Consider the following 25,603-nt stretch of genomic DNA (forward strand, 5'->3'; position numbering starts at 1 on the left):
CAATGCAAAGGGAAAACAACCGATTAATATCAATTAATCTGTCCTTTGTAGCAGAGCCCCCGCAAGCTGGATAAAAAATCAGCAACCCGGATAACTCACTGCAAACAAAATACGCCAGTAGTACGCAGAGCATATTCTACGGGCATAAAAAAACCTGCTACGGTAGCCGTAACAGGTTTCTCTGTAATATGGTGCGCCCGGGAGGATTCGAACCTCCGACCCTCTGGTTCGTAGCCAGATACTCTATCCAGCTGAGCTACGGGCGCAGTGTTACTTTCTAAGTCGAGCCATGATTCTAACACTTTAAGGATCCCTAGGATCTCTAGAATGAAGAATGATGGCGGACAGGGAGGGATTCGAACCCTCGAACAGGTTTCCCCGTTACGCCCTTAGCAGGGGCGCGCCTTCAGCCACTCGGCCACCTATCCAGCAACGGCGGCAATATTACCATGTTTTTTCGATTTGCAAAGCGTTTTCTAAGCTTTATTTACTCGACACCGTCGGCCGGTACATCTTTTTCCTTCTGGATCCGCTGATAGATCTCCTCACGGTGAACCGCAACCTCTTTAGGTGCGTTAACGCCGAGCCTAACTTGGTTCCCTTTAACCCCAAGTACTGTCACGGTGACATCATCTCCAACCATTAGTGTTTCACCGATACGACGGGTCAAAATAAGCATTCTAAATCTCCTAATTAAAGAACTGGTATCACATCATATGACAACAACCAGCATCCACATCCCACAACACTTAAACCGTAGGATGTACATTCCTTTGTTTAGTATTGACGAGCTATAATAAAATACAATCCAAACTCCCTTTATTTGCACCTTGAATCAATTCAAGGCGCAACACTCATGCTTCCCTAGTGAGTAGAATTAACTAAATTAACAGTAGATTACACTGCAAGCCCCGCGCTTGCTAGCGAGCTCTGCAAGAATCTACCCATTTTGTATCATTTATTTGACGGTCAGAATAAAACCATCACTTACTCCACATCCAACTCAAATGCGGAGTGCAACGCGCGCACGGCGAGCTCCATAAACTTCTCATCAATCACCACAGAGATCTTAATCTCCGATGTGGTAATCAGCTGTATGTTGATGCCAACCTCAGCCAATGCGGCAAACATCTTACTGGCAACACCGGCATGGGAGCGCATCCCTACACCCACGATCGAAACCTTGCAGATGCCATCGTCGGCAATCACTTCGCGCGCCTTCAGCTCTGCCGCCGTACCTTGAAGTATCTTCTCCGCCTTCGCCAGCTCACTGCGCGCCACGGTGAAGGTAAAATCGGTCGTGCCGTCTGCCGTCGTGTTTTGTACGATCACATCGATCTCTACATTGGCGTCACTGACCGGCCCCAAAATCTTACTGGCGACACCCGGCGTATCGGGAACGCCTACGATAGTTAGTTTTGCCTCATCGCGGGTAAAAGCGATACCGGATATTGCTGGAGCCTCCATAGCGACCTCATCCTCAATAGTAATTAACGTACCCGGGCCCTCTTCAAAACTCGAGAGAACACGCAGTGGTACTTTATATTTCCCCGCAAACTCAACCGAGCGAATCTGCAAAATCTTTGAACCAAGAGAAGCCATTTCCAGCATCTCTTCGAAGGTGATCTTATCTAGGCGCGCGGCCTTATCCACGACCCGAGGATCAGTCGTATAAACCCCATCGACGTCGGTATATATTTGACACTCATCGGCTTTTAACGCTGCAGCGAGCGCGACCGCTGAGGTGTCTGAACCGCCTCGACCGAGCGTGGTAATGTTACCGTGCTCATCACTGCCCTGGAAACCAGCCACCACCACCACACGACCCGCCTTTAAATCAGCGCGCATCTTCACCTCATCGATACGCTCAATACGCGCCTTGGTGTGCGTGCTATCGGTGAGAATCTGTACCTGCTTACCGGTATAGGACTTAGCTTCTAGACCACGATCGATCAGCGCCATGGTTAACAGCGCGATGGTGACCTGTTCCCCGGTGGAGACCAATACATCCATCTCTCGAGGCTCGGGATGACTGGAGATTTCAGCGGCCAAGCCCAATAATCGATTGGTCTCACCACTCATCGCCGACACCACGACGACGATGTCATGCCCCTCGGCGCGAAACTTTGCCACTTTATTGGCTACCGCCTTAATGCGCTCTATTGAGCCCACTGAGGTGCCGCCAAACTTCTGTACTAATAGGCTCATAGCGATGCTCTACCCTGCTAAGATATCTTTCATGTCGATATTATCGTTATTCTTTGAGGGTGCCAAATCGGGCTCGCCACAGGGCGAGCCCACCACCCTACTGTTCGAGCTGCTGCTGCGCCCAAACCTTTAGCTCATCGATAGCCGCAGGCAGGGCTGCGCTATCACCGCCGCCACCCTGTGCCATTTCAGGCTTACCGCCGCCTTTGCCACCGATCGCTGTCGCCAGCTGGCGCAACATGTCGCCCGCTTTAATCGACTTAGCCTCTGCCTTAGTCACACCTGCCGCCAACGCAACCTTGCCGTCGTTGACGCCCGCTAAGACGATAGCCGCCTTACCCAGCTTGTTCTTCAGCTGATCGATAGTGTCGCGCAGGGCCTTTGCTTCCACACCTTCAAGCTTAGCAATCAGAATTTTGATTCCCGCCACTTCGAAGGCCTCACTGGCCAGATCACTGCCCGCGGCACTCGCCAACTTGGCCTGCAACTGCTGAATCTGCTTCTCCAGTTGACGGTTAGTTTGTACTAGGCCTTCCACCTTAGTCACCACGTTATCTCTATTGCCTTTAACGGTAGCTGCGATCGTCATCAGCTCAGCATCGGTTTGCTCGAACAGGGCCATGGCCTGAGCTCCGGTGACCGCCTCTAGTCGACGTACGCCAGAGGCGATACCGCTCTCGCTAACAATACGGATCAAACCTATATCGCCAGTGCGCTCGACGTGTGTGCCGCCACAGAGCTCGACCGAGAAGTTCTCTTCTCCCATGCTCAGTAAGCGCACCACGTCGCCATACTTCTCGCCAAACAACGCCATCGCGCCCTTTTGCTTCGCCGACTCCATATCAGTGAGCTCGACCGAGACCGCTACGTTAGCGCGCACCTGTGCGTTCACCATCTCTTCAACAGCACGAAGCTGCGCGGGCGTCACCGCCTCGAAGTTAGAGAAGTCAAAACGTAAGCGCTCCGAAGTGACCAACGAGCCCTTCTGTGCCACCTGCTCACCGACGACCTTACGCAATGCTGCGTGCAACAAGTGGGTCGCTGAGTGGTTGACGGCAATGGCTTTGCGTACGGCACTATTAATACTTGCAGTAACGGTGTCACCCAAGCTTAGGCTACCCTCTAGTACAACACCATGGTGCAGATGATGGCCGCCGGCCTTGGTGGTATCAGTGGCTTCGAAGCGTGCAGCATCGCTGCTGATATAGCCACAGTCGCCAACCTGGCCGCCAGCCTCAGCGTAGAACGGCGTACGATCTAGCACGATCACGGCCTTACTGCCTGCGACGACTGAATCGACACGCTCGCCTTCAACCAACAATGCAACGACTTTAGCCTCAGCCGTGCTATCCGTGTGACCGGTGAACTCTGTGCTACCTTCCATCTTGAAGCTTTGGTTGTAGTCGAGTTCGAAGCTTCCCGCGCCCTTGGAGCGCTGACGCTGTGCCTGCATCGCCAGCTCATAGCCTTCCATGTCCAGCACCAGCTCACGCTCACGCGCAATATCGTTAGTCAGGTCGACAGGAAAGCCATAGGTGTCATAAAGCTTGAACACCACATCACCGGGCAACACATTATCTTGCAAGTCATCGATCGCCGCGTTGAGAATGGCCATGCCGTTCTCCAGCGTCTTGGCAAACTGCTGCTCTTCGGCGAGGATGATCTTCTCGATCTGCGCCTGCTGCTCAACCAATTCGGGATAGGCGTCGCCCATCTCCTTGACCAGTGTCGCCACCAACTTGTAGAAGAAGGCAGAGCTAGCTCCGAGCTTATTACCGTGACGGATCGCGCGGCGCATAATCCGGCGAAGAACGTAGGCACGCCCTTCGTTACCCGGCAAGATACCGTCCACAATCAGGAAGGCACAGGAGCGAATATGGTCGGCGACGACACGCAACGACTTGTCCTCCATGTCGGTCGCACCAGTCTCTTTCGCTACTGCCTGCAGCAGCGCCTGAAACATATCGATTTCGTAGTTAGTGTGCACGCCCTGCATGATCGCAGCGATACGCTCTAAGCCCATACCGGTATCGATAGAGGGGTTAGGCAGCTCCGCCTGGCCGCTGGCCGAGCGCTCGTACTGCATAAAGACCAGGTTCCAGATCTCAATGTAACGATCGCCATCGTCATTTGGCGAGCCCGGTGGCCCACCAAAGACATCCTCACCGTGGTCATAAAAAATTTCGGAGCTTGGGCCACAGGGACCGGTATCGCCCATCTGCCAAAAGTTATCTTCATCGAGACGAGAGAAGCGCTCAGCACTCACACCCATCTCTTTCAGCCAAATATCTTCGGCCTCTTGATCGGAGATATGCACGGTGACCCAGAGTTTCTCCTCCGGCAGCTGTAACACCTCGGTCAGGAACTCCCAGGCGTACTTGATCGCTTCACGCTTGAAGTAATCACCAAAACTAAAGTTACCGAGCATCTCGAAGAAGGTGTGATGACGAGCGGTATAGCCGACGTTCTCTAGATCGTTATGTTTACCGCCAGCACGCACACAGCGCTGAGAGCTGGTCGCTGTCTTATAGGGGCGACTCTCCTGACCGAGAAACACATCTTTAAATTGCACCATACCCGCATTGGTGAAGAGTAGTGTCGGGTCATTACCCGGTACTAGCGAACTACTGGCAACACGTTGGTGCCCCTTACTCTCGTAAAACTTTAAAAAAGCCTCGCGTATTTCAGTACTCTTCATCGTCACACATCCGTCAAAATCTAAACTAGTCTAGCGGCCAACCACCGCCAGCACGGCAGTAAAAGGCCAAATTATAATGAAATCCACCGCACTCTGGGTAGTTTCTTCAGGCACCCAAACTATCGGGCCTCTTTCTCCGCCTCAGTCAAGGCACGCGCCTCGGTCTCCAGCATCACCGGAATGCCATCGCGTACAGGGTAGGCTAGGCCACTGGCATAGCAAATAACCTCAGTCTTCTCAGCATTTAGCTCTACCGGAGCCTTGGTCACAGGACAAACCAGGATGCTCAGCAATTTTTTATCGATCATCTTGTTACCTTCTCATCATGGCCGTCTATCGACGACCGATCTTTCATTGTCATGGCCGAGCAAAGTCTCGGCAACTCTCTATGCCTTTTTAGCTATCGCCTATTCAGCGCATAGCGGGCACCATTAATTGGGCATCGACACGGCGATCAAACCAGTTCATACGCCAGTCCAGATGTGGCCCTGTCGAGCGCCCCGTCGATCCCACTTCGCCCAGCAAGTCGCCCTGCTGTAACTGCTGCCCGACTTTCACATGTAGTTTACTCAGGTGTAAGAAGGCCGACGAGAGGCCGCGACCGTGATCAATAATCACGGTGCCGCCCGAATAAAACATATTCTTATGGGCAAGAGTAACCACCCCTGCCGCGGGTGCGATCACCTTCGCCCCCACCGGTGCCGCGATATCAATACCGTAATGCGGTCTAGCCGGCACGCCATTATAGACACGCTGCGAACCAAACACACCTGTAATTCGCCCCTTAATCGGCCAAATAAAGCGCTGATGCCAAGCCGTCTGATCTAAATCTGCCTCTCGTGCACGCTTCACCTGCGCCGCCTCCTCTCGAATACGTTGCAACTTCTCCTCGCTGGGCTGCATAATCGAGCGCTTAATACCTTCGATACGCTGCATCCGATACTCTCGTTTAGCCACTGGGTAGGTCTCAGCCTGCTCTACACCATTAGCATGACGAAACACCACCGTCACCCCCTCAGCCGCATCCCGGTCTAAGCCGAAGACAAACCGATGTTGCTGATCGAGCACCACTTCTCGACCATCGATAAAGACACGGCCATCACGGTCGCTGCGGCCAAAAATCACCCCTCCCTGCTGCAGTTCCCCGCTCAAGGTGATTTTTGCCAACGGCTCGTCAGCTGCGGCCTGCCCTGCCCATAAACAGATGACACTACAGATGAGGGCGACGATATAACCTTTTTGCTTGTTCAATCATTTGCTCCGAAAAATGTTATTGTGCATAGCTAATCAAACGACTTTTGACCACTCAACTCGAGAGCTGACATGGGACGCTATCGCCCACCCCGACGCTGGGGTTCAAACTATATCTCTAAATTTGGTGAGAAGGTACTCAAGGATGAGCTGCACCAGCTCTGGAAGATCGAGCGCCCCCTTGTTACCCAAGCTGTTCACGAAGCCGCCCTCAACGGTGACCGCTCTGAAAACGGCGACTACATCTACGGCAAGAAACGCCTGCGCGAGATCGATAGCCGCGTTCGCTATCTGACCAAGCGTTTAGAAGCCGTCACCGTTGTCAGTCAACCACCCAGCAACCAAGAAAAAATCTATTTTGGCGCCACCGTCACGATCGAAAACGAAGAGGGCGAGACACAACGCTACACCATTGTCGGCCCCGACGAGTTCGACCTGAAGAGCAACAAGTTGAGTATGGATGCACCGGTTGCCAAAGCGATGTTCGGTAAGCAAGTCGATGACGAGTTCGCGGTGCACACGCCCAACGGCGAACAGCTCTATTATGTCATCACCATCAGCTACCACTTTCTCGAGCAGCCGATGGAGTAGCAGCCAACTTACTCGACCGGCATACAGCAGTCACGATAGCGACGCTCACTGCCGCAAGGACAAGGCTGATCTTTTCTCGGCTGCACATCCTTTTCGATAGCCAGCACATCCTGTTGATAAAACGCACTGAGCGCGGCAAACAACTGCGGGTGTTTACGCTGCATCATCTTCGGGCGTTCAAAAAAGTACTCTGAAGTCACCGCAAAAAATTCCGAGCGATTGGTCATCGCATAGGGGTCGATGTTGCTGTCGTGCCCCTCTATCTCATGTATTTTATGCGCCACTAGCTCGAACCAGGGGATCGAGAAAGCGTATTCCTTCATCCGCTCAGGGTAGCCGTCACACTCACCGTCAGCCATATCGATAAGATGCACAAACTCATGAATACCGACGTTGCTGCGATCACGGCTATTGGCAAAGCCTTGGTAAAGCGCTGGTCGCGACAGCGCCATCCGCCCCACCATATCGCCAGTGCCGACCATGCCGGTGATCGTCGAATCTGATTGACCGCACTCATAGCGATGATTAAAGGCCCCTGGCAGCAGGTAGACCACGCGTAAATTAAAATAGTGCCAGCCAGGAAAGCCCCACACAGGAATAATCGCACTAGCGGCCACTAACAGGCAGTCTTCATCGCTCACTTCAGCCGGCGCGGCCTCGACTCTGGTCGTTTGTAGAAACAGCAACACACGCTGCTCGAAAAGCCGCTTGTCTTCAGCCGTTAATACCCGATAAAACGCTACCTGTGCAGCCAAGAACGCCGACCATTGCGGCTGCCACTCTAACGCGGCTTCGTCATTATCTCGACCGAAGAGGTGCTTAACCCAGCTGAACATACGCTCTCCTTACTGTTATTGTTAATCATCACAGAGCAAAATAAGAGGCTACTTAGCCACGCAGGCTACCAGACGACATCAGCCAACCACACACCCTTAATCCAGTGCCAAATTGTCGGCCACTCACCTTCCGTCACCTGACCATCTCGCCACAGCACTACCTCGCCCACCTCGTTGACGCAGTAATAGTCACCGCGAGACTCACACAATGGGATAAGCTCACGCGGGACACCGATAGACCAGGCATAGCTTGCCACCTCGGGCAGATAAGTGTGGGAGTTGGGGTCCGCCGCGGTCACCGGCTCATAATAGCCATAGATGACGTCACTCGCCTGCAGCAAGTACTCACGAAAGTCAGCGGGAATGCCAATCAGTATTAGCTCCTCAACGTCGACCAAATCATCGTGCTCTGGTAGTTCTAACGGTACCGAGACCGTCTCATTGACCGCACGCAACATCTCGAGGGCATCGTTCATCTTCATCTCTCACTGTCTATGATTGACCACTCAGCCAATACTAATTAGTTACTGCGAAGGCAGCGTCTTTTCCGTGCACCGCTGCGGATAACCCAACCGTTGGCTCAGCTCCTCGATCATCTGTTGCTCGACACGCGCAAAAAGATCGGCGGGCGCCTCCTCGAGAATCGCACTGACACTGGTCATCTTCATGCCAGCATACCCACAGGGGTTAATCCGCTGAAACGGTGACAAATCATTGTCGATATTTAGTGCCAGACCGTGGAACGAACACCCCCGGCGAATGCGCAACCCGAGCGAGGCGATCTTATCGCCCTGCACATAGACTCCCGGAGCGTCTGCCTTCGGTGCCGCGGCAATGCCAAAGCCCGCCAATGTCGAGACGATACTCTGCTCAATCAAATCAACCAGCTCGCGAACATTCATCGCCAGACGTTTTATATCGATCAGCAGATAGATCACCAGCTGACCGGGACCGTGGTAAGTCACCTGGCCACCACGATCAGCCTGCACCACAGGAATATCGCCGGTCGCCAACAGGTGCTCTGGTTTGCCCGCGCGCCCCTGAGTGAATACCGGCTGATGCTGCAGCACCCACAACTCATCAAGCGAGTTCGCATCACGCCTCTCGGTGAATTGCTGCATAGCGGCAAAAGTCGAGTTATAGTCGACCAAACCAGGCGTTCTGACCACGAGTGGATGGCGGCTGTTAAACGGTGTATCGGTCACGCTATATCACCATGCGAACGCGGCCAGTCGCCTGCAAGTCGGCGTGTATTGCGGCCAACTGTATCTCTCCTGTCGCCGTAATCGTCACATTCACCGAAGCAAACGTGCCCTTGCCACTGTTGCGTACAGTAAACTGACCGTCGAAGCTCTCATCATGCTTCGCCATCACCTCGCAAACAACGACCGGGAAGTCGTGCTCGGCATCGCCGATGACCTTAATTAAATAGTCACAGGGAAACTCAATTTTTGGGGGATCTTGCGGGGCCTTACTCATACCTACCTCATTAAGCGCTTAACGCATCAACGCTTAGCTCATCAATTCACTCGCTCTGCCAACATCTCAATACAGCTTTGTATAAGACACTTTATCGATATACGGCTGTGCATATATCGAGCGGCAGACTCTTTCTTTGCTCATTATACAAGAAGGGCCCTGCTAATGCAGAGCCCTTCTCCAGACAAAAGCGCGGGCAGCCTAGGCTGTCACCCGCACGTCAACGGCTAATCGTTAACGGCTATGAAAAAATACCTCGGAAAAACAAAACGATAGAATCCCATATACGATTAATAAAGCCCGACTGCTCTACCGCCTGCAGCGCCACTAAAGGCTCATTGGCCAGTTCTTGGCCATCCAGTGTAATCACCAAGCGACCCAGTTCCTGCCCGTTTTCAAACGGCGCTTTAATCACATCGTCAATCACCATGTCTACTGACAGGTTTTTACGTTGGCCGCGGGCGATCGTCAGCACTAGATCAGACTTCAACCCCAAGGCCACCGAGTCGCTCTCTCCCGACCAAACTCGTGTCGTCGTCACTTCTTCTGCTGCGCGATAAAGGGTGCTTGTCTCATAATAACGGAAACCGTAGCTCAACAGCTTTTGCGTCTCCTGCACTCGTGCCTCTTCGCTACGCGTACCCATCACAGCAGCGATTAGTCGCATGTCCTGGCGCTTGGCTGAAGCGACAAGGCAATAGCCCGCTTCCTTGGTATGGCCGGTCTTCAAACCGTCGACGCTAGGGTCGCGCCACAACAGCTTATTTCTGTTCGGTGTGCGGATGCCGTTATAGGTAAATTCACGCTCCGAGTACATCTCGTAGTCTTCAGGGAAGTCTCGGATGATGCCCTTCGCTAAACGCGCCATATCGTGTGCAGTACTGTAATGCCCTTCAGCAGGTAGACCGCAAGAGTTAACGAAATGGGTGTTAGTCATGCCCAATAGCTCAGCATGCTTATTCATCACCTGTGCGAAACCGTCTTCGCTGCCGGCGAGGTATTCTGCCACTGCAACACTCGCATCATTGCCCGAGGAGATGATAATGCCGCGATGCAAGTCACCAAGCTTGACCTGCTTACCGACCTCGATCCACATCAGTGATGAACCCTTAAACTTTGGGTTCGATGCCCAGGCGTTACGACTAACCTTTACCAAGTCATCTTTGGTGACGTTACCTTGCGCTTCCTCATAGGAGAGCACATAGCTGGTCATCATTTTAGTTAAGCTCGCCGGCGGTAGTCGTTCATCAGCGTTTTTTTGCGCCAACACAGCTCCGCTGTCGGCATCCATCAACACCCATGACTTCGCAGCCAAATTTGGCTCAGCAGGGATAAGGGAAGGTGACGGCGCCGCTACGGCGGCAACCGATGAGATCACACTGGCACAAACGAGTGTGCAAACCGATAATAACTTAAGCATATTCATCTTCAAATTTGTTAATTGTTTCTGGACCGACAAGCCCACAATGAAAGTTGTATTATTGTAGCCGAATCGGCTACGACTAGTAAGCGCCAAAGCCCGTTAAACTATGACCATAAATTCAACGACAGATTCAACCTTGGCCACAGCATACGCGCTATCAGCGCGTAATTAAGTGACCTGCTGCAAAACCCGCCGCCTGCAGCTTAGCCTGTATTGCTGGCGCCGTCTGCCGACTACTCAGCGGCCCCACTCGCACACGATAAAGCGTCGTCGTGCCCGACTGTGTCGCTGACACCTGTACTGGCTCACTCACCAGCGGTCGAATCGACGCCGCTAATTTATCTGCACTAGCACGATTAGACACCGCCGCGATCTGCAGATAAGGCTGTGCTTTCGCCACAGGCTTGGCAGTGGCATGCGCAACGGCGCCGGCTGTCACCGGCGTTGCCTTCACTTGAGTTTTGGCCCTCGCCTTCGCTGCCTGTTCACGCTGCCACTGATCGGGATCGACATACTCGACCTCCACCTGTGCAACCCCCTTATCCACATAACCTAGCTTAATTGCCGCAGCATAAGAAAGATCAATGATTCGCTTCGAGTGAAATGGCCCACGATCATTTACCCGCACAATAACCTGTTTGTTATTAGCCAAATTCGTGACCTTAACGTAACAGGGGATCGGTAAGGTTTTATGCGCAGCGCTCATCGCATATTGGTTGTAAGTTTCACCATTAGAGGTCTTGCGACCGTGAAATTTAGCACCATACCACGAGGCACCGCCCCGCTCTTTGTACCCCTTTGGGCTCGCTAACACCGAATACTGTATTCCCGCGACTTTATAAGGCGAGCGGTTACCCGCACGCTTGATCGCCTCATGTTTCGGTGTGGCACTGATCAGCGTATGCGCCTCAGGTCGATGTGAGGGCGCACTATCCCTGCCCGGGGTGATGGGTTCATCCCGTATTCCCGACGAAGGTGTCGAGGTGGGTGTACTCATACAGCCACTCATTAACGCCGTTACGATGGCGACAAAAATGAGGCCATAATTGACTTTCACAGGAGCGATCACACCAAAAACCTTCATACAATTTTGCTCTTCACTAACCAAAGACAGCGGGGAAACAGCCGGCTATACAAACAAATAACGCCGTTTCGAGAGCTGGCATACATCAAGGTTTGATCAAAACAGCGATTTCTTGACTCAATTGGTAGACGGCCATCGCATAAAGTTGGCTGTGATTGTAGCGAGTGATGGCGAAGAAGTTAGGCAGCGCCATCCAATACTCATCGCCGTCGGCACCATCCAGCTTCCAGATATTCGCTGGCATATCTTTCGCTAGTCGCGCGTGAGCGGTATAGCCCGATGCCGTTAATTCGCCAACGGTAAAGCGTAGCTTCAGCCCGGTGTTCACCTTGCTGGCATCGGCACCTTTGGCCACCGCGACACGTTCTACTACAGGCTCACCCGCTTTCCAACCATGCTCTTTAAAGTAATTGGCCACGCTACCGATGGCATCGCTGGGGTTGTTCCAGATATCGATATGACCATCGTGATCAAAGTCGACGGCATAGTGACGATAACTACTCGAGATAAACTGTCCCCAGCCCATCGCCCCGGCGTAAGAACCCTTCAGGCTGCGAGGATCGACGCCCTGCTCCCGCGTTAAAATCAGGTAGTGCACCAACTCGGAACGGAAAAACTTCGCCCGAGGTGGGTAGTCGAAAGCCAGTGTCGACAGCGAGTCCAGCACCCTGTAGCGACCGGTGAAACTGCCGTAACGGGTCTCGACACCAATAATTGCAATGATGATTTCCGCAGGCACACCGTAAACCTGCTCGGCACGATCCAGCTCCGCCTTGTATTTTTTATAAAACGCCGCGCCTCGCTCGGCACGATCGCCGCCGAGGAAGATTTTACGATAATCTTTCCACGGTTTCACTCGCTCCGCCGGGCGAGAAATCGCATCGATAATTGACTGCTGCTTCTCCGCTTCACTAAACAGCTCCGTTAGCTCCGCACGTTCAAAGCCGTGCTCGGCCACCATCTCATCGACGAAGCCTGCCACCTGTGGGTTACTGGTATAATCTGCCTGCACCGATAGACTCGGTAGCAATAAAGCCCCTGCAACTAGCCAATTTTTTACGCTCACGTTTTCTCCTACCTCGCATTACGCGGTCAATTCATTGTGAAATATTTAGCGCAATAGCCGCTTCTTATCCGTACTGATCGCCATCAATATGCCAAAGCCCGCCATCAGCGTCACCAGGGCAGTACCACCTTGGCTGACCAATGGTAATGGCACGCCGACGACCGGTAGCAACCCAGAGACCATGCCCATGTTGACCAACATATAGACAAAAAAGGTCAGCGTTATACTGCCCGCTAAGAGACGCCCAAAAGTATCCTGCGCCATGTAGCCTATATGCATACCCTTCAGAATAATCAGCATATACAAGCCCATCAGCAGCAGCACGCCTCGCAAACCAAACTCTTCGGCTAAAACCGCGATGATAAAGTCAGTGTGACTCTCCGGCAAAAAGGACAAGTGCGATTGCGTGCCTTCGAGCCAGCCCTTACCATACCAACCGCCTGAACCAATCGCCGTCTTTGATTGGATAATGTTCCAGCCTGCGCCCAGTCGATCCGACTCGGGGTTGAGCATGGTTAAAATGCGCTGCTTCTGATAATCGTGTAGTACAAAGTGCCACGCCGGATAAGCGCTCGCCGCCACAATAGCGACCGCCGCAGCGATATAACGCCAGCTCAAGCCGGCAAAAAACAAGATAAATAAGCCCGAAGAGGCGATAAGAATCGACGTCCCAAGGTCTGGCTGCTTGGCAATTAATAGCGTCGGCAACATGAGGATAATCAGGCTAACAATGACGTGACTAAACTTCGGCGGTAGCGGACGAGTTGAGAAGTACCAGGCCAGCGTCATCGGCACCACCAACTTCACCACCTCGGAGGGCTGAAAACGCGTCACTCCCAAGTCGAGCCAGCGCTGCGCGCCCTTGGCACCCACACCGATCAACAGCACCGCAACCAATAAAGCGATACAACCCACATAGGCAAAGGGCGCTATCTGCCGATAAAACGACAGCTTAAACTGTGCAACAACAAACATACCAAAGTAGGCAACGCCGAAGAATACCGCCTGACGCTTCACATTGGCGATCTCGCCGCCGGAGCCACTATAGAGGACAAACAGCCCCCCGAAGCTGACAATTAATAATAAAATCAATAACTGCCCGTCGATATGTAGTCGTCGCAACAGGCCGGTATTAGCAGAAAAAGAAGAATCATTAGCGCCCATCTGACGCACGAAATCACTGTTCGACATTGATCACGCCAACACGATAACAAAGAACACTAACGAGTAATTTACAGGTCACTACGCAACTCTCCTTGATCATTAAGTAGGTAAGCATTCATTACGGCGAGCGCTTTCGGGCCCGCTACCGAGCCACCGTGCTCACCGTTTTCAACAATCACGGCAACGGCTATTTTTGGGTCGTCTGCTGGAGCATAGGCGATAAACAAGGCGTGGTCGTGCTGGCGCTTTTCATACTCATCCCGGTTATACAACTCGCCCTGAGGGATACTTACCACCTGTGCAGAACCTGACTTACCAGCCAGGCGATAAGGTGCTCCTTTTAATCGACGCCCTGTGCCTCTGGCTCCGTAGATCACCTCTTCCATCGAGCCGAACACGACATCCCAATTGCTATCCTTGTTCAGCTTAACATCGCTACGCTCCGCCGCCGCAGGGTGAGATGAGTTCATTACCAAACGAGGCACCAGTTGATGCCCTCGATTCGCTAAGATCGCCGTCGACAGCGCAAGCTGCACCGGGGTCGCCAACATATAGCCCTGACCAATCCCTGTCAGCAGTGTCTCGCCTGGATACCAAGACGAGCGGCGATTCTGTCGCTTCCATTCTTTAGTCGGCATCAAACCGCGGCGCTCACTCGGCAAGTCGATACCGCTATATTCGCCCAGGCCAAATTGATGCGCGAAAGCCGACATCTTATCGATGCCTAACTTGTGAGCGAGGATGTAATAGTAAACATCGCAAGACTGCTCCATCGCCATATTGAAGTTAACATGAGTACCGTGCCCCCAGCGCTTCCAGTCTCGATAACGGTGCGTACTATTGGGCAAGCTATACCAACCGGGATCGTTAATCTCGCTCGTCGCCGTCACCACGCCCTCTTCGAGCCCCGCAAGACCAACAATCGGCTTCACCGTTGAGCCTGGTGGGTACTGTCCCTGCAAACTACGGTTAAACAGCGGTAGGTCTAGTGAGTCACGCAACGCCTTATAATTTTTGCTAGAGATGCCGTTGACGAAAAGATTAGTGTCATAGCTCGGCGTCGAGACGATAGCAATAATACCGCCGTTGCGTGGGTCAATCGCGACGATAGAACCCCGCTCCTCGCCCAGCGCCTCAAAGGCCGCTCGCTGCACTTTGTCATCAATATAGAGCTGCAGGTTTTTACCGGGTACTGGGTCGACCTGCTCCAGTGTACGTAACACCCGGCCACGTACATCAGTCTCTACATGACGATAACCCACAGTGCCATGCAAGCTGTCTTCGTAGAACTTCTCTAGCCCGGTTTTACCTATAAAGTCCGTGGCAGCATAGTTATCGCGATCGATCTTCCCCTGCTCGCGCTCATTGATACGCCCCACGTAACCGATAGCGTGGGCGTAGAGTTCACCTTCGGGGTAGTAACGGCTGAGCGAACCCACCACCTCGACACCATCGAAGCGATATCGATTAACTGAAAACTTAGCTATTTCCGCCTCAGTCAGTTTAAAGCGCAGCGGTACCGGGCTAAAGCCTCGATGCTGCTTTAGCCGCTTATAAAAGCGCGCTACATCGTCATCATCGATATCCAGCAGCTGCTGTAGCTCACGCACAGTAGCATCGAGATCTTTGATCCGCTCACGAGTTAAGGAGAGATTATAAGTGGTACGGTTTTCCGCCAGCAGCACGCCGTTGCGGTCGGTAATCAGGCCACGTTTGGGGCTAATGGGTTGTACATGAACACGGTTGCGGTCCGATTGCGTCGAGTATTTTTCATAATCGGTAATTTGCAGGCCGTAATAACGATAGATAATGACGGCGCAGGCAGCCAAGACCAACAGCCCGGCCACCAGTAATCGACTGCTGTAGAGACGGCGTTCACTAATAACGTCTTTAATTTGATCTCTATGTGCCATAACCGCTCTGCATCTCGATTGACTCGGCGAACCTCTGTATCGGTGCTACGCCATTCTAAAGCGACTAATCATTACAGAGATCGTGTTAAAAAACCATGCATTAAGAACGATGATAGGGATGACCTTGATTGATCGTCCAGGCGCGATAAACCTGTTCGGTCAATAACACCCTAACTAACGGGTGAGGCATGGTGAGGGCCGATAACGACCACTTCAGATCCGCTCGTTGCAGACAGTCCCTGCTCAGACCATCTGGACCACCGATCAACAGGCAGACATCGGGCGAATGCATCTGCCAATCGGCAAGATTAGCCGCCAATTTTTCTGTGCTCCAACTCTTCCCGAGCACATCGAGCGCCACGACCTTGCTGCCTGCCGGTACCTGCGCCAGCATTTCCTTGCTTTCACTGGCAATAGCACGGGCGAGATCAGCGCCCTTACCGCGCTTACCTAGAGCGATCTCGATAAAATCGAGCTTAAACGTCGCCGGCAGGCGCTTGCGGTACTCGGCGACCCCCTCTTCGACCCACTTAGGCATCTTCGAGCCGACCGCAATGATACGAATACGCACGGCGGTTATTCTTCCCCTGGACCTGCACCTGACCACAGGCGCTCGAGGTCATAAAGCTCTCGTGCATCTGGCTGCATAATGTGCACAACCACGCTACCAAGATCTACCAGCACCCAATCACCCGTCTCTTGGCCTTCGACACCCAGCGGCATAAAATCGCGTTTTTTGAATTCCATCGCCACGTTGTCACCCAGCGACTTCACATGTCGGCTCGAGGTGCCGCTGGCGATAACTAGGCAGTCGGTGACGCCGGTTAAACCACTGACATCTAGACAAACGACATCTTTGGCCTTGAGGTCATCAAGAAACTCTAGCGCCAACTCTTTAATCTGTTCTGTGTTCATATATCGATCTCTTTCACTTCGTCGCTCTCACAGCGATAATTTTAGTTCAGCGGCACAGCCGCCCATTCGCATCACACCGGCTACCCCGCTTCGAGGTAGAGCCCGTGCTGTTGTATATAGCGAGTCACTGACGGCAATAGCCAGTCCCTCGTCGATTCTCCTGTCGCTATCGCCTGTCGTATCTGCGATGACGAAATATCATAGGGCGTTAGCTCAACGACCAATACCTTGCCGGCGACACTACCGTCCAAACCCTTGACGTCCGTCTCCAGTCGCGTCGCTAGCCAATCCCTCAGCTCCCCATCGGGCAGCTCGCTCATCGACCAACCAGGGCGAGCACAGATGACCAAGTGTGCGTAATCTGTCAGCGCCTGCCAACGGTGCCAGCTACTCAGATTCAATAGCGAATCCATACCCGCGCAAAACGCCAGCCAGACATCATCTCCCTGCTCGCGCCGCATCTCAGACAGCGTCTCCACAGTATAGGAAAGCCCTGAGCGCGCAAACTCTCGGCAATCCAAGCGCAGCTGTGGATAACTCGCTATCGCCAACTCGAGCATCGCAAGACGCTGCGCATCACTGGCCTGCGGCCGAGCGCGGTGGGGCGGCCTCGCCGAAGGCATCAGCCCCAGCGAGTCCACGGCCAACAATCGCTGCAGTTCAAGCGCCGTTTGTAAGTGACCGTTGTGAACAGGGTTGAAAGTACCGCCAAAGACGGCGTGGCGCCCCGTCACAAGCGGCTTATCGCCTAACGTGACCATCGCCGAAGACAACATATTTCTGCGAGGTCAAACCCTCGAGCCCCACCGGGCCTCGAGCATGAATCTTGTCTGTCGAAATACCAATCTCTGCACCGAGGCCATATTCAAAGCCATCGGCGAAACGAGTCGAGGCATTAATCATCACCGAACTCGAATCGACCTCACGCAGGAAACGACGTGCACGGGTGTAATCTTCAGTAACAATGGCGTCGGTGTGCTGAGAGCTGTACTGATTAATATGTACAATCGCCTCATCCATCCCCTCAACCACCTTGATCGATAACACGGGTGCCAAATATTCTGTCATCCAGTCCTCTTCCGTCGCGGCGACAGCCTGCGGCAAAATGGCGACCGTCTCAGCACAACCTCGTAGCTCGACCCCTTTTTCGGCATAACAGGCGGCGAGACGCGGCAGTATATCGGCAGCAGCATTTTTCGCAACCAATAGCGTCTCCATCGTGTTGCAGGTGCCATAGCGGTGTGTCTTGGCATTCAAGGCAATCGCCTCCGCTTTATCGAGGTCCGCCTTGTCATCAATATAGACATGGCAGATGCCGTCAAGATGCTTAATCACCGGCACGCTGGCATCGCGACTGATACGCTCGATCAATCCCTTGCCACCTCGCGGCACAATGACATCGACATATTCAGGCATGGTGATCAGTTCGCCGACAGCTTCACGATCGGTTGTCTCTACCACCTGCACCGCCGCCGATGGTAGCCCGACACTTTCCAGCGCTGTCGCTATACAGGCGGCAATCGCCTGGTTGGCGTTGATCGCCTCACTGCCACCGCGCAAAATGGTCGCGTTGCCCGACTTTAGGCAGAGGCTGGCAGCCTCGACGGTGACGTTAGGACGTGACTCGTAAATGATACCAATGACACCAAGGGGGACGCGCATCTTGCCGACCTGAATACCGCTGGGCATGTACTTCATGTCGCTAATTTCAGCGATAGGATCGGCCAGTGCCGCAACTTGTGATAAGCCTTCTAGCATGGCATCAAAGCGTTCGTCGGTAAGCGCGAGACGATCGAGCAATGCGGCATCAAGCCCGTTACTCTTACCACGCTCAAGATCGATCGCATTGGCGGCAAGAATCTGCTCTTTCGCCAATACCAACTGTTCAACACACGCGGTCAGGGCACTGTTTTTTTGTTCTGTCGACGCCTTCGCCATCGCGCGCGAGGCATTGCGAGCCTCACTGCCGAGGGAGGCCATATAATTTTTTACATTCATCGAGGGTGCTCAAACTGTCACTGGGAAAAATTTGGGGACTGACACGCTCACCATTATCTCATCAATAACGGCGAGATGACATCAATAGAGGGTGATTGATCGACAACCAATTCAGACTCTCCTGTACAGACACAAGGAAAGTGCAGATATCTCCCTGCCACTGTGCATAATTTCTCACAGCTATGGTATTGTCGACTGCAACATCGCCTTAACATAACAGCAACACTATTGACAACAGCAACAGGCAATACTGTCGCTATAGCAGAGGATATGATCACTATTTCGATATTTTTGCAGAACAACGCCGGATTACAACACGCCGCAACGACGCCAATTGGCTCGATAGTACACCCCCTCATTTAGCAGTAAGAGTAAACAGCCCCCTTGGACATTCTGAATTTTGCCCTCATCTTAGGCCTCGCTCTCTGTAGCGGCCTGCTCTTCAAACGACTTGGCCTCCCCCCCATGATCGGCTACCTGATCAGTGGTTTCGTGCTCGGTGAGCTGCCACTGGAAACCCTGTGGCTAGACCCTCTTGCTGAAGTCGGCATCATCTTACTACTGTTTACCATCGGCCTTAAGTTAGAGCTACGCGCACTGGCGATGCCGCAGATATGGGCGGTGACCGGCATACATATGGGTCTCTCCATTGCCGCCTTCACCCTTCTGCTCAAAGGTCTCGCCCTCGCTTTCGGCAGCCCCTACCTTAATGGCGACTGGACGAGCCTCGCCACAATCGCCTTCGCACTGTCCTTCTCTTCGACCGTCTTCGCCGTCAACGTCTTAGAGGAGCGCGGTGAGAGCAGCTCGTTACACGGTAAGATCGCCATCGGCATCCTGGTCATGCAAGACCTGATCGCCGTCACCTACCTCGCCATCAACAATGGCGTCATGCCGAATGCCTGGGCCTTCTGCATCCCACTCATCATCCTTGCACGACCACTGTTACTTCGCATCATGGCCTTCTGCGGCCACGGCGAGTTACTGATACTACTCGGCTTCGCCTACGCCTTTGGCGCCGTCGCACTATTTAAGTTTTCCGGTATCAAGGGCGACCTTGGCGCCCTGTTTATGGGTGTTGTGCTCGCCGGTCACGTCAAGACCCGCGAGTTGGCAAAGTCTCTGCCAAAATTCAAGGAACTGTTCCTTGTCGGCTTCTTTCTCAGTATCGGCAAGGCGGGCTTCCCCAATGCCGATGCCTGGGCGCTAGCAATCATCGCCACCCTCGTCGTCTACGCCAAGCCAGTCCTCTACTTTTTACTACTCAGCCGTCTCAAGCTGCGCGCACGCTCCTCGCTCTTGAGCTCGCTCGTACTGACCAACTACAGCGAGTTCGGTCTTATCATCGCGACGATGGGCGTTAGTACCGGCCTCATTGACCCGCAATGGCCCGCCATCATCGCCCTATCGATCATGCTGAGTTTTACCCTCTCTGCCCAGCTCAACAAGATGGCGCACAGCAGTTACGACAAGCACGGCACCACACTGCGCCGCTTCGAAACCGAGCGTCGCCTGCAACAACAGCAGCCCGTCGACACCGGCCGCGCCGAGATCCTCGTCTTCGGTATGGGCCGTGTCGGTACCGGTGCCTACGACTATCTGCGTGAGCACTACGGCGATGTCGTCTTCGGCCTCGACGAGAGCGCCAAGCGTGCCGTTGTGCACACCACCGCAGGCCGTCGTGTTTATCAGGGTGACGGTACCGATAGAGACTTTCTTGTTCGCTTAGATCGCAAGAAGGTCAAGCTGATCATGTTAGCGATGACCAATCACGCGGAGAATATCCGTGCCGTCACGACGCTACGTGGACTCGGCTACAGCGGTACTATCGCAGCCACCGCCCACTACACCGACCAACAAAATGAACTGCGAGCCATGGGGGTCACCGCCTTCAATCTCTACGCCGAAGCCGGCACCGGCTTCGCCGAACACGTGCACGCCGAACTCAACGAACGCGCCCACCATAAAGACAAGAGTGACGACCATCCACTGCCAGAAAACCCACCCTCACTCAACTGAAGCCTGACGCAGATTGAGCAACGCTCACCCGACAACACTATCGGGTGAGCTACGGAGTGGTTATAATGCGCGGCTCACTCACTTTTGCTCGAGAGGTTTTCTGTGATCGCATTGCTGCCTGCGGCTGCCGCCATACTAGTTGGCTTTATCGTCCTCGTTTGGAGTGCCGATAAATTTGTCCTCGGCGCCTCTAACACCGCCCGTCTATTTGGCTTGCCACCCATCATCGTGGGTGTCGTTATCGTCGGCATCGGCACCTCAGCCCCCGAAATGCTGGTCTCCGCCATCGCGGCAATGCATGGCCAGACAGGGCTATCGATTGGCAACGCCATCGGCTCAAACATCACCAACGTTGGCTTAATCCTTGGTTTCACCGCCATCTGCTACCCCCTTGTCGTCCACTCCCGCATGATCAAACGGGAGATTCCCGTCTTACTCGTCGTGATGGCGGCGAGCCTGTGGTTCCTCTCCGATGGCCACCTCGCTTTTTTCGAGGGTAGCATCCTACTCATCACCATGTTTCTGATGATTGGCTACTCAACCTGGGAGGCAATGAGCCATAAAGACGACCCACTCAGCCAAGAAATCGTCGACGAGATCCCAGAGGAAGTAGGCAAAGGCGCCGCAATATTTTGGCTCATTATCGGCATCACCCTGCTCATCGCCTCCTCAAAAATACTGGTCTGGGGCGCGGTAGAAATCGCTCACCACTTCGGCATCAGCGACCTGATCATCGGGCTCACCATCATCGCTATCGGCACCAGTCTGCCGGAACTGGCAGCCACCTTTGTCGCCGCTCGCAAACAAGAGTACGAGCTCGCCGTCGGTAATATTATTGGCTCGAACACCTTTAACTTACTCGGCGTCATGGGCCTACCCGGTATTATCCACCCCTCCACTTTCGCACCCGAGGTACTCACCCGCGACTACCCGGCAATGATCGCCCTAACGTTATTGTTACTGATTTTTTCTATCAGCTGGCGTCGCGGCAAACCCGGTGGCATCAATCGCTTCGAGGGTGGAATACTGCTCCTCGGTTATATCGCTTATATGGTTTACCTTGGTATGACTGCTTAAACGAGAAACCAAAACGCGATAAAAAAAGCCGCCACCCAACAATGGGTGGCGGCTTTTTTATTCCTCTATAAAGTAACCTTGCACTATTTCAGTAGCGCGTGATCCTCCGGTAACTTACGCGAGATCCACAGCGCCAACTTATGCTTAATGTTAGGCTCGCTTACCTGCCCCTTCGCCAATGGCTGAATCAGGTTGTCATGCACCAATAGCTTATAAATATATTCTGCCTTTAACTTGGCCGAATCTGTCGCCTCAAACCTTGCGACACCACGCTGCTGTGCATAGGCTTCACCAACGCGTAGCGCCTCTTTCAATAAGCCCAGTTCATTCTTCAATTTCTTCATTGGCGACCTCTTGTTATTCACCCATCACTACCCCGTACAGATAACCCGCGGCACCTATTAACAACCTCAGTATAGCCAGCAAAAGCAGGCATAGGCTAGGTGATTAATAGCTATAAGCGATTTGTGGCTGGCTGCGGCGTCATGTCATAGACCACAATCTTAGACAGCAATGGTTTTATCTCCGCCGCCACTATCTGCCGGTGAGGCTCGCTGGCCAAATAGTGATCCATCGCCCGAGGCGAGGCAAAGTGCATCGTAATCGCCACGTCAAAGCTATCGTCGACCAACTGACGTTCGCTTGGCAGGGCAGGCCCTACGGTTAAATCGTCTACGCCAGGAATGTCGGCCAGCTTATGCGAGGCCGCAATAACTTGAGCCACACCACTAGGGTTACCTGCATCCTTCAGCCACAGCAGAACTATGTGCTGTACGGGCTTAGCCTGGTCGGTTTTTACTCGCTCCGTTTTTTTAACCTGCTCTGCATGCAATGTCGAAAGGGCGGAGCCGCCAAGCAGCAGCGCCAGTAGTAGGCAATATAATCGAACACGCTTAGACATATCATCATTCCTTGATTAAAAACTAACTTTGCGTCGCCACTTCCAGTGTTGCAATAATTGTTAGCGCCTGGGCACGACTATCGCCGCAGACCTCATGCTCCGCTGCAAAGCCGGCACAGGTCGCAGGACGTTGAGGCTGACCGAATAAGCTGCAGCGGTGCAGCGCGTCAAGGTGTGGACAGCGCTCGCCCGCCGCCTTACCCAGTGGCAGCGCTGGCAGAGAGACGCTGATGCTCGGGGCGATACAGCACGCCCCACAATTCGTTCGGCATTGCATCTCGCGCCCTCTCGGCCTTATTTTGGAAACCTAGCTTAACACTACTAGCCCCGACTATCTGGACCAAATGGCTTAAACCAAATTAATAGCCTCGGCAATAACAATAAAGCCCCCATCAGCGCCGCGAACATCGCGAAACTGGTCAATAGACCGAAATAAATACTGGGTGTAAAGTTCGACAACACTAACACCGAAAAACCAATCACAATGATCGTCGAGGTATAAAAAACCGCCTTACCGATGCTGCCATGTGAGCGGTACATCGCCGCGATATAATCGCCGTCATCGCTAAACTCACGCTTAAAGCGATGGATATAGTGAATGTTGTTATCCACACCAATACCGATACCGATCGCCGCAATAGTAATCGTCATCATATCGAGGGGAATACCTAACAATCCCATACCACCGAGTACTAACAGTGCCACTAACATGTTGGGCGCCACACCGATCAACGCCAGCTTCAGTGAGCGAAACAGCATCAAGAACATCAGCGTAATGGCGACAAACACCGCCGCCAATGTCAGTATCTGTGAGCGAAAGAGGCTCTGCAGCATGTTGTTATACAGAACCAGCATACCGGTCAGATGAACCTGCTCAGGCTCTAGATCGAATTGCGTAACAATGTCGTGATGGATTTTCTTCAACAGTTTGTCACGCTGCAAGGTCTCACTGCCCTCTTTTATCCTCAGGCTAATCCGCGCCTGATGCTGTTCTGCATTATAAAAAGGCGTCACCAACGCATCCTGCACCGCCTCCGGCATTTTGTTATGCACCAAGCTCAACTGAATATCATCGACGTTACCCATGATATCGCCCATGATTTCGTAGAGTGTCGCCAACGACAAGACTTTGCCCGTCTCCGGCAGCGCATCGAGATAGTCATGCACCTCAGTAATCTTGCGCATGCCGGCGACGGTGAACCAAACATTGCCGACATGCTTATCGCCATCGCTGGCGAAGGCATCACCTTCATCGGCAAAGTCATCACCAAACAACTCGTCGAACTCATCATCAACGCTAGCACTATCATCGTTAGCGACAGCTTCTGTCACGGGTGCCACCTCACCCTCCACCAACCCTGCCAACACCAACTGCTCATGACTGGCGTCGATAATAACGTCGAGCGGGATAGTGCCGCCCAGCTCACGATCGATGGTCACCATGCCACGGTAGATCTCCGTGTCTTCATGAAAGTAATCGATGAAGCGATTCTCAACTTTCAGCTGGCTGATACCGACAACACTGACTACCAGCGCCAATAGCGTCAACCAGGCAATGGCACGACCGTGGTGATCGGCCATCACCGCGAAGCGGATCGTCATCGGAGCACTGCTGCCGGCGCTGGGTGCGTCGGCACGACGGCCCATCAACAATAGGATCGGCGGCAACAATACGAAGGAGAGCAATAGAGCGACGCCAACGCCGATACACATCATCCAGCCAAAATCGATCACCGGCCGAATACCACTAGCAACCAGTGAGGCGAAGGCGACCAACGTCGTTAAGGTAGTATAAAAGCACGGCTTAAACATTAGCGCTACGGTTTCCAACAGCAGCTGACGCTGACTGCGCTCGGGAAAGCTGCACTGTAACTCACGGTAGCGAACGATCAAGTGAATCAAGATCGCCAAATTAACGATTAATAGAATCGCCACGAGATTTGAAGAGATGACGGTCAAACGCCAATCCAACCAACCAAACAGTCCTAACAAAGAGGCGGCACTTACCGAGCAGATCAGCAGCGGCGTCACAATCCAGCGCGCAGCACGAAAAATAATCCACATGATCACCACGATAAAAAACAATATTGCGCCGCCGAAGACGGCAAGATCGCCCTTGACGAAATTAATCATATCAACGGCGATCATCGGCACTCCGCCGAGAAACATCGTGGCATCGCTGCGATAGTTATCCAGCAGTGCCCGTACATCGCTGACCAAGCGCTGTTGACGCGCTCCAACCACCAGCGAGTAATCGGCAAACTGAGTCTCGACCGCTTTCAAACGTGTGGCATCCTCGGGGGATAAAACACCTTCACGGCGCTCAAGGCGCAGCTGTTCACGCTCTTGCAGCAACTGGAAATAGTGGGCATCGCGGCGCAGGTTTAACTGCAGCACCGTTACGGTGTGATCCTGGTTGACCAACAGATCCTTGTAGATAGGGCTCTGTGCAAACTCGTTCGCCACCAAGCGCTTATCGATATTCGGCGACTCGATGGTCGGTAGGGATCCGGTCAGATCGGTGACGCTAACTTTCGGGCTGTAAAGCAGCGGCACATCGAGGATACTGTTAACCGCGTCAATGCCCTCGACCGTCAACAGGGCATCACGCAGCTTATGCAAGCGGGCTAGGGTATCGTCATCATAGAGCGGCGTGCTGGGCTGATAAGTGACCATAAGAAATTCTTGTGACTGATATAAGCGACCTATTTCACGGGCATAAGTGAGGTCCTTATCGCCTTCCAACACGAGCGAGTCCGCCGAGGCATCAAACTCCGTGTGTCTTAGCCCCAACATGGCGATAACCAGTAAAGCACCAACAACGACGAGCGTTAGCAACGGTCGCTGTAGGACGGTGCGGTCATAGCGTTGAATCAAGGTGGCAGCCATAGTGTTCCTTTTTAGGCATAACAGAGGGTAGACCTAGCAAGCTTCTTAGTCAGAAGCCATAAAGTGTGGACCAGGTCGCATAATGGCGGGC

Annotated in this window: 25 protein-coding genes and 2 tRNA genes; 3 read left to right on the forward strand and 24 right to left on the reverse strand. The window is 53.2% G+C overall.

Annotated elements, in window-relative coordinates:
* Window positions 1–189: 189 nt before the first annotated feature.
* From EDC56_RS08805 to EDC56_RS08835, 7 genes are all read right to left on the reverse strand, one after another.
* Window positions 190–266, reverse strand: a tRNA-Arg gene (locus EDC56_RS08805).
* A 72-nt stretch (window positions 267–338) separates the two neighbouring features.
* Window positions 339–428 (reverse strand) — tRNA-Ser (locus tag EDC56_RS08810).
* 59 nt (window positions 429–487) lie between these two features.
* Entirely contained in the window at window positions 488–679 is a 192-nt protein-coding gene (csrA, locus tag EDC56_RS08815) for a carbon storage regulator CsrA (protein WP_123712156.1), read from the reverse strand.
* A 308-nt stretch (window positions 680–987) separates the two neighbouring features.
* Window positions 988–2,208 (reverse strand): aspartate kinase, encoded by a 1,221-nt coding sequence (locus EDC56_RS08820; protein ID WP_123712157.1) that lies wholly within the window; start codon window positions 2,206–2,208, stop codon window positions 988–990.
* A 97-nt stretch (window positions 2,209–2,305) separates the two neighbouring features.
* A complete protein-coding gene (gene alaS, locus EDC56_RS08825) occupies window positions 2,306–4,906 on the reverse strand; it encodes an alanine--tRNA ligase (protein ID WP_123712158.1) in 2,601 nt (866 codons plus the stop codon).
* Between the two features lie 119 nt (window positions 4,907–5,025).
* A complete protein-coding gene (locus EDC56_RS08830) occupies window positions 5,026–5,214 on the reverse strand; it encodes a Trm112 family protein (protein WP_123712159.1) in 189 nt (62 codons plus the stop codon).
* A 103-nt stretch (window positions 5,215–5,317) separates the two neighbouring features.
* Window positions 5,318–6,157: a M23 family metallopeptidase gene (locus EDC56_RS08835; RefSeq protein WP_211333624.1), complete on the reverse strand. Its 840-nt coding sequence runs from the start codon at window positions 6,155–6,157 to the stop codon at window positions 5,318–5,320.
* 72 nt (window positions 6,158–6,229) lie between these two features.
* On the opposite strand from EDC56_RS08835, the gene greB reads away from it, so the two are divergent.
* Window positions 6,230–6,748 (forward strand): transcription elongation factor GreB, encoded by a 519-nt coding sequence (greB, locus tag EDC56_RS08840; RefSeq protein WP_123712160.1) that lies wholly within the window; start codon window positions 6,230–6,232, stop codon window positions 6,746–6,748.
* 8 nt (window positions 6,749–6,756) lie between these two features.
* Here the strand turns inward: greB and EDC56_RS08845 are convergent, their stop codons facing one another.
* The 13 genes from EDC56_RS08845 to EDC56_RS08905 form a co-directional block, all read right to left on the reverse strand.
* Window positions 6,757–7,584 carry a M90 family metallopeptidase gene (locus tag EDC56_RS08845; RefSeq protein WP_123712161.1) on the reverse strand — a complete coding sequence of 276 codons (828 nt, stop codon included), beginning with the start codon at window positions 7,582–7,584 and terminating at the stop codon, window positions 6,757–6,759.
* 65 nt (window positions 7,585–7,649) lie between these two features.
* Entirely contained in the window at window positions 7,650–8,060 is a 411-nt protein-coding gene (locus tag EDC56_RS08850) for an SMI1/KNR4 family protein (RefSeq protein ID WP_123712861.1), read from the reverse strand.
* Between the two features lie 48 nt (window positions 8,061–8,108).
* Window positions 8,109–8,789, reverse strand: a complete 681-nt coding sequence (gene lipB, locus EDC56_RS08855; protein WP_123712162.1) for a lipoyl(octanoyl) transferase LipB — start codon at window positions 8,787–8,789, stop codon at window positions 8,109–8,111.
* A gap of 1 nt (window position 8,790) precedes the next feature.
* A complete protein-coding gene (locus tag EDC56_RS08860; protein WP_123712163.1) occupies window positions 8,791–9,063 on the reverse strand; it encodes an HP0495 family protein in 273 nt (90 codons plus the stop codon).
* 241 nt (window positions 9,064–9,304) lie between these two features.
* Window positions 9,305–10,483, reverse strand: a complete 1,179-nt coding sequence (locus EDC56_RS08865; RefSeq protein WP_211333625.1) for a D-alanyl-D-alanine carboxypeptidase family protein — start codon at window positions 10,481–10,483, stop codon at window positions 9,305–9,307.
* A gap of 160 nt (window positions 10,484–10,643) precedes the next feature.
* On the reverse strand, window positions 10,644–11,570 hold the full coding sequence (locus EDC56_RS08870; RefSeq protein WP_123712165.1) for a septal ring lytic transglycosylase RlpA family protein: 927 nt from the start codon (window positions 11,568–11,570) through the stop codon (window positions 10,644–10,646).
* 85 nt (window positions 11,571–11,655) lie between these two features.
* Window positions 11,656–12,636: a lytic murein transglycosylase B gene (gene mltB, locus EDC56_RS08875; protein WP_123712166.1), complete on the reverse strand. Its 981-nt coding sequence runs from the start codon at window positions 12,634–12,636 to the stop codon at window positions 11,656–11,658.
* A 45-nt stretch (window positions 12,637–12,681) separates the two neighbouring features.
* On the reverse strand, window positions 12,682–13,827 hold the full coding sequence (gene rodA / locus EDC56_RS08880) for a rod shape-determining protein RodA (protein ID WP_123712167.1): 1,146 nt from the start codon (window positions 13,825–13,827) through the stop codon (window positions 12,682–12,684).
* A gap of 41 nt (window positions 13,828–13,868) precedes the next feature.
* On the reverse strand, window positions 13,869–15,713 hold the full coding sequence (mrdA, locus tag EDC56_RS08885; protein ID WP_123712168.1) for a penicillin-binding protein 2: 1,845 nt from the start codon (window positions 15,711–15,713) through the stop codon (window positions 13,869–13,871).
* A gap of 100 nt (window positions 15,714–15,813) precedes the next feature.
* Window positions 15,814–16,284 (reverse strand): 23S rRNA (pseudouridine(1915)-N(3))-methyltransferase RlmH, encoded by a 471-nt coding sequence (gene rlmH / locus EDC56_RS08890; RefSeq protein WP_123712169.1) that lies wholly within the window; start codon window positions 16,282–16,284, stop codon window positions 15,814–15,816.
* A 5-nt stretch (window positions 16,285–16,289) separates the two neighbouring features.
* Window positions 16,290–16,628: a ribosome silencing factor gene (gene rsfS / locus EDC56_RS08895; protein ID WP_123712170.1), complete on the reverse strand. Its 339-nt coding sequence runs from the start codon at window positions 16,626–16,628 to the stop codon at window positions 16,290–16,292.
* A gap of 80 nt (window positions 16,629–16,708) precedes the next feature.
* Window positions 16,709–17,389, reverse strand: coding sequence for a nicotinate-nucleotide adenylyltransferase (gene nadD / locus EDC56_RS08900; protein WP_123712171.1), 681 nt, complete (start codon window positions 17,387–17,389; stop codon window positions 16,709–16,711).
* Window positions 17,370–18,626, reverse strand: a complete 1,257-nt coding sequence (locus EDC56_RS08905) for a glutamate-5-semialdehyde dehydrogenase (protein WP_123712172.1) — start codon at window positions 18,624–18,626, stop codon at window positions 17,370–17,372. Before EDC56_RS08905 ends, nadD begins: the two co-directional genes overlap by 20 nt.
* Window positions 18,627–19,010: 384 nt before the next feature.
* Between EDC56_RS08905 and EDC56_RS08910 the strand changes: the two genes are divergently transcribed.
* Both EDC56_RS08910 and EDC56_RS08915 read left to right on the forward strand, forming a co-directional pair.
* A complete protein-coding gene (locus EDC56_RS08910; protein WP_123712173.1) occupies window positions 19,011–20,645 on the forward strand; it encodes a cation:proton antiporter family protein in 1,635 nt (544 codons plus the stop codon).
* Between the two features lie 102 nt (window positions 20,646–20,747).
* A complete protein-coding gene (locus EDC56_RS08915) occupies window positions 20,748–21,722 on the forward strand; it encodes a calcium/sodium antiporter (protein WP_123712174.1) in 975 nt (324 codons plus the stop codon).
* A gap of 83 nt (window positions 21,723–21,805) precedes the next feature.
* Here EDC56_RS08915 and EDC56_RS08920 read toward each other — a convergent pair whose 3' ends face one another.
* The 4 genes from EDC56_RS08920 to EDC56_RS08935 all read right to left on the reverse strand — a co-directional run bounded on the left by EDC56_RS08920 (window position 21,806) and on the right by EDC56_RS08935 (window position 25,512).
* On the reverse strand, window positions 21,806–22,066 hold the full coding sequence (locus EDC56_RS08920) for a DUF5062 family protein (RefSeq protein WP_123712175.1): 261 nt from the start codon (window positions 22,064–22,066) through the stop codon (window positions 21,806–21,808).
* Between the two features lie 110 nt (window positions 22,067–22,176).
* Window positions 22,177–22,623, reverse strand: a complete 447-nt coding sequence (locus EDC56_RS08925) for a Dabb family protein (protein ID WP_123712176.1) — start codon at window positions 22,621–22,623, stop codon at window positions 22,177–22,179.
* Between the two features lie 22 nt (window positions 22,624–22,645).
* The gene (locus EDC56_RS08930; RefSeq protein WP_123712177.1) at window positions 22,646–22,900 is read right to left on the reverse strand and encodes a YkgJ family cysteine cluster protein; all 255 of its coding nucleotides are present in this window, start codon (window positions 22,898–22,900) and stop codon (window positions 22,646–22,648) included.
* A 44-nt stretch (window positions 22,901–22,944) separates the two neighbouring features.
* Window positions 22,945–25,512, reverse strand: a complete 2,568-nt coding sequence (locus EDC56_RS08935) for an efflux RND transporter permease subunit (protein WP_123712178.1) — start codon at window positions 25,510–25,512, stop codon at window positions 22,945–22,947.
* Between the last annotated feature and the right edge of the window lie 91 nt (window positions 25,513–25,603).

The sequence above is a fragment of the Sinobacterium caligoides genome (assembly GCF_003752585.1).
GTDB classification, from domain to species: Bacteria; Pseudomonadota; Gammaproteobacteria; order Pseudomonadales; family Sinobacteriaceae; genus Sinobacterium; species Sinobacterium caligoides.

Excerpts from the sequence above, each read along its gene's own strand:
- rodA (WP_123712167.1), bottom strand. The coding sequence starts at position 13,827 with ATGTCGAACAGTGATTTCGTGCGTCAGATGGGCGCTAATGATTCTTCT.
- csrA (WP_123712156.1), bottom strand. The coding sequence starts at position 679 with ATGCTTATTTTGACCCGTCGTATCGGTGAAACACTAATGGTTGGAGAT.
- EDC56_RS08860 (WP_123712163.1), bottom strand. The coding sequence starts at position 9,063 with ATGAGTAAGGCCCCGCAAGATCCCCCAAAAATTGAGTTTCCCTGTGAC.
- EDC56_RS08920 (WP_123712175.1), bottom strand. The coding sequence starts at position 22,066 with ATGAAGAAATTGAAGAATGAACTGGGCTTATTGAAAGAGGCGCTACGC.
- EDC56_RS08905 (WP_123712172.1), bottom strand. The coding sequence starts at position 18,626 with ATGAATGTAAAAAATTATATGGCCTCCCTCGGCAGTGAGGCTCGCAAT.
- alaS (WP_123712158.1), bottom strand. The coding sequence starts at position 4,906 with ATGAAGAGTACTGAAATACGCGAGGCTTTTTTAAAGTTTTACGAGAGT.
- EDC56_RS08865 (WP_211333625.1), bottom strand. The coding sequence starts at position 10,483 with ATGCTTAAGTTATTATCGGTTTGCACACTCGTTTGTGCCAGTGTGATC.
- EDC56_RS08870 (WP_123712165.1), bottom strand. The coding sequence starts at position 11,570 with ATGAAGGTTTTTGGTGTGATCGCTCCTGTGAAAGTCAATTATGGCCTC.
- mrdA (WP_123712168.1), bottom strand. The coding sequence starts at position 15,713 with ATGGCACATAGAGATCAAATTAAAGACGTTATTAGTGAACGCCGTCTC.
- EDC56_RS08845 (WP_123712161.1), bottom strand. The coding sequence starts at position 7,584 with ATGTTCAGCTGGGTTAAGCACCTCTTCGGTCGAGATAATGACGAAGCC.
- rsfS (WP_123712170.1), bottom strand. The coding sequence starts at position 16,628 with ATGAACACAGAACAGATTAAAGAGTTGGCGCTAGAGTTTCTTGATGAC.
- EDC56_RS08930 (WP_123712177.1), bottom strand. The coding sequence starts at position 22,900 with ATGCAATGCCGAACGAATTGTGGGGCGTGCTGTATCGCCCCGAGCATC.
- EDC56_RS08830 (WP_123712159.1), bottom strand. The coding sequence starts at position 5,214 with ATGATCGATAAAAAATTGCTGAGCATCCTGGTTTGTCCTGTGACCAAG.
- EDC56_RS08935 (WP_123712178.1), bottom strand. The coding sequence starts at position 25,512 with ATGGCTGCCACCTTGATTCAACGCTATGACCGCACCGTCCTACAGCGA.
- EDC56_RS08850 (WP_123712861.1), bottom strand. The coding sequence starts at position 8,060 with ATGAACGATGCCCTCGAGATGTTGCGTGCGGTCAATGAGACGGTCTCG.
- EDC56_RS08820 (WP_123712157.1), bottom strand. The coding sequence starts at position 2,208 with ATGAGCCTATTAGTACAGAAGTTTGGCGGCACCTCAGTGGGCTCAATA.
- greB (WP_123712160.1), top strand. The coding sequence starts at position 6,230 with ATGGGACGCTATCGCCCACCCCGACGCTGGGGTTCAAACTATATCTCT.
- EDC56_RS08925 (WP_123712176.1), bottom strand. The coding sequence starts at position 22,623 with ATGTCTAAGCGTGTTCGATTATATTGCCTACTACTGGCGCTGCTGCTT.
- nadD (WP_123712171.1), bottom strand. The coding sequence starts at position 17,389 with ATGGTCACGTTAGGCGATAAGCCGCTTGTGACGGGGCGCCACGCCGTC.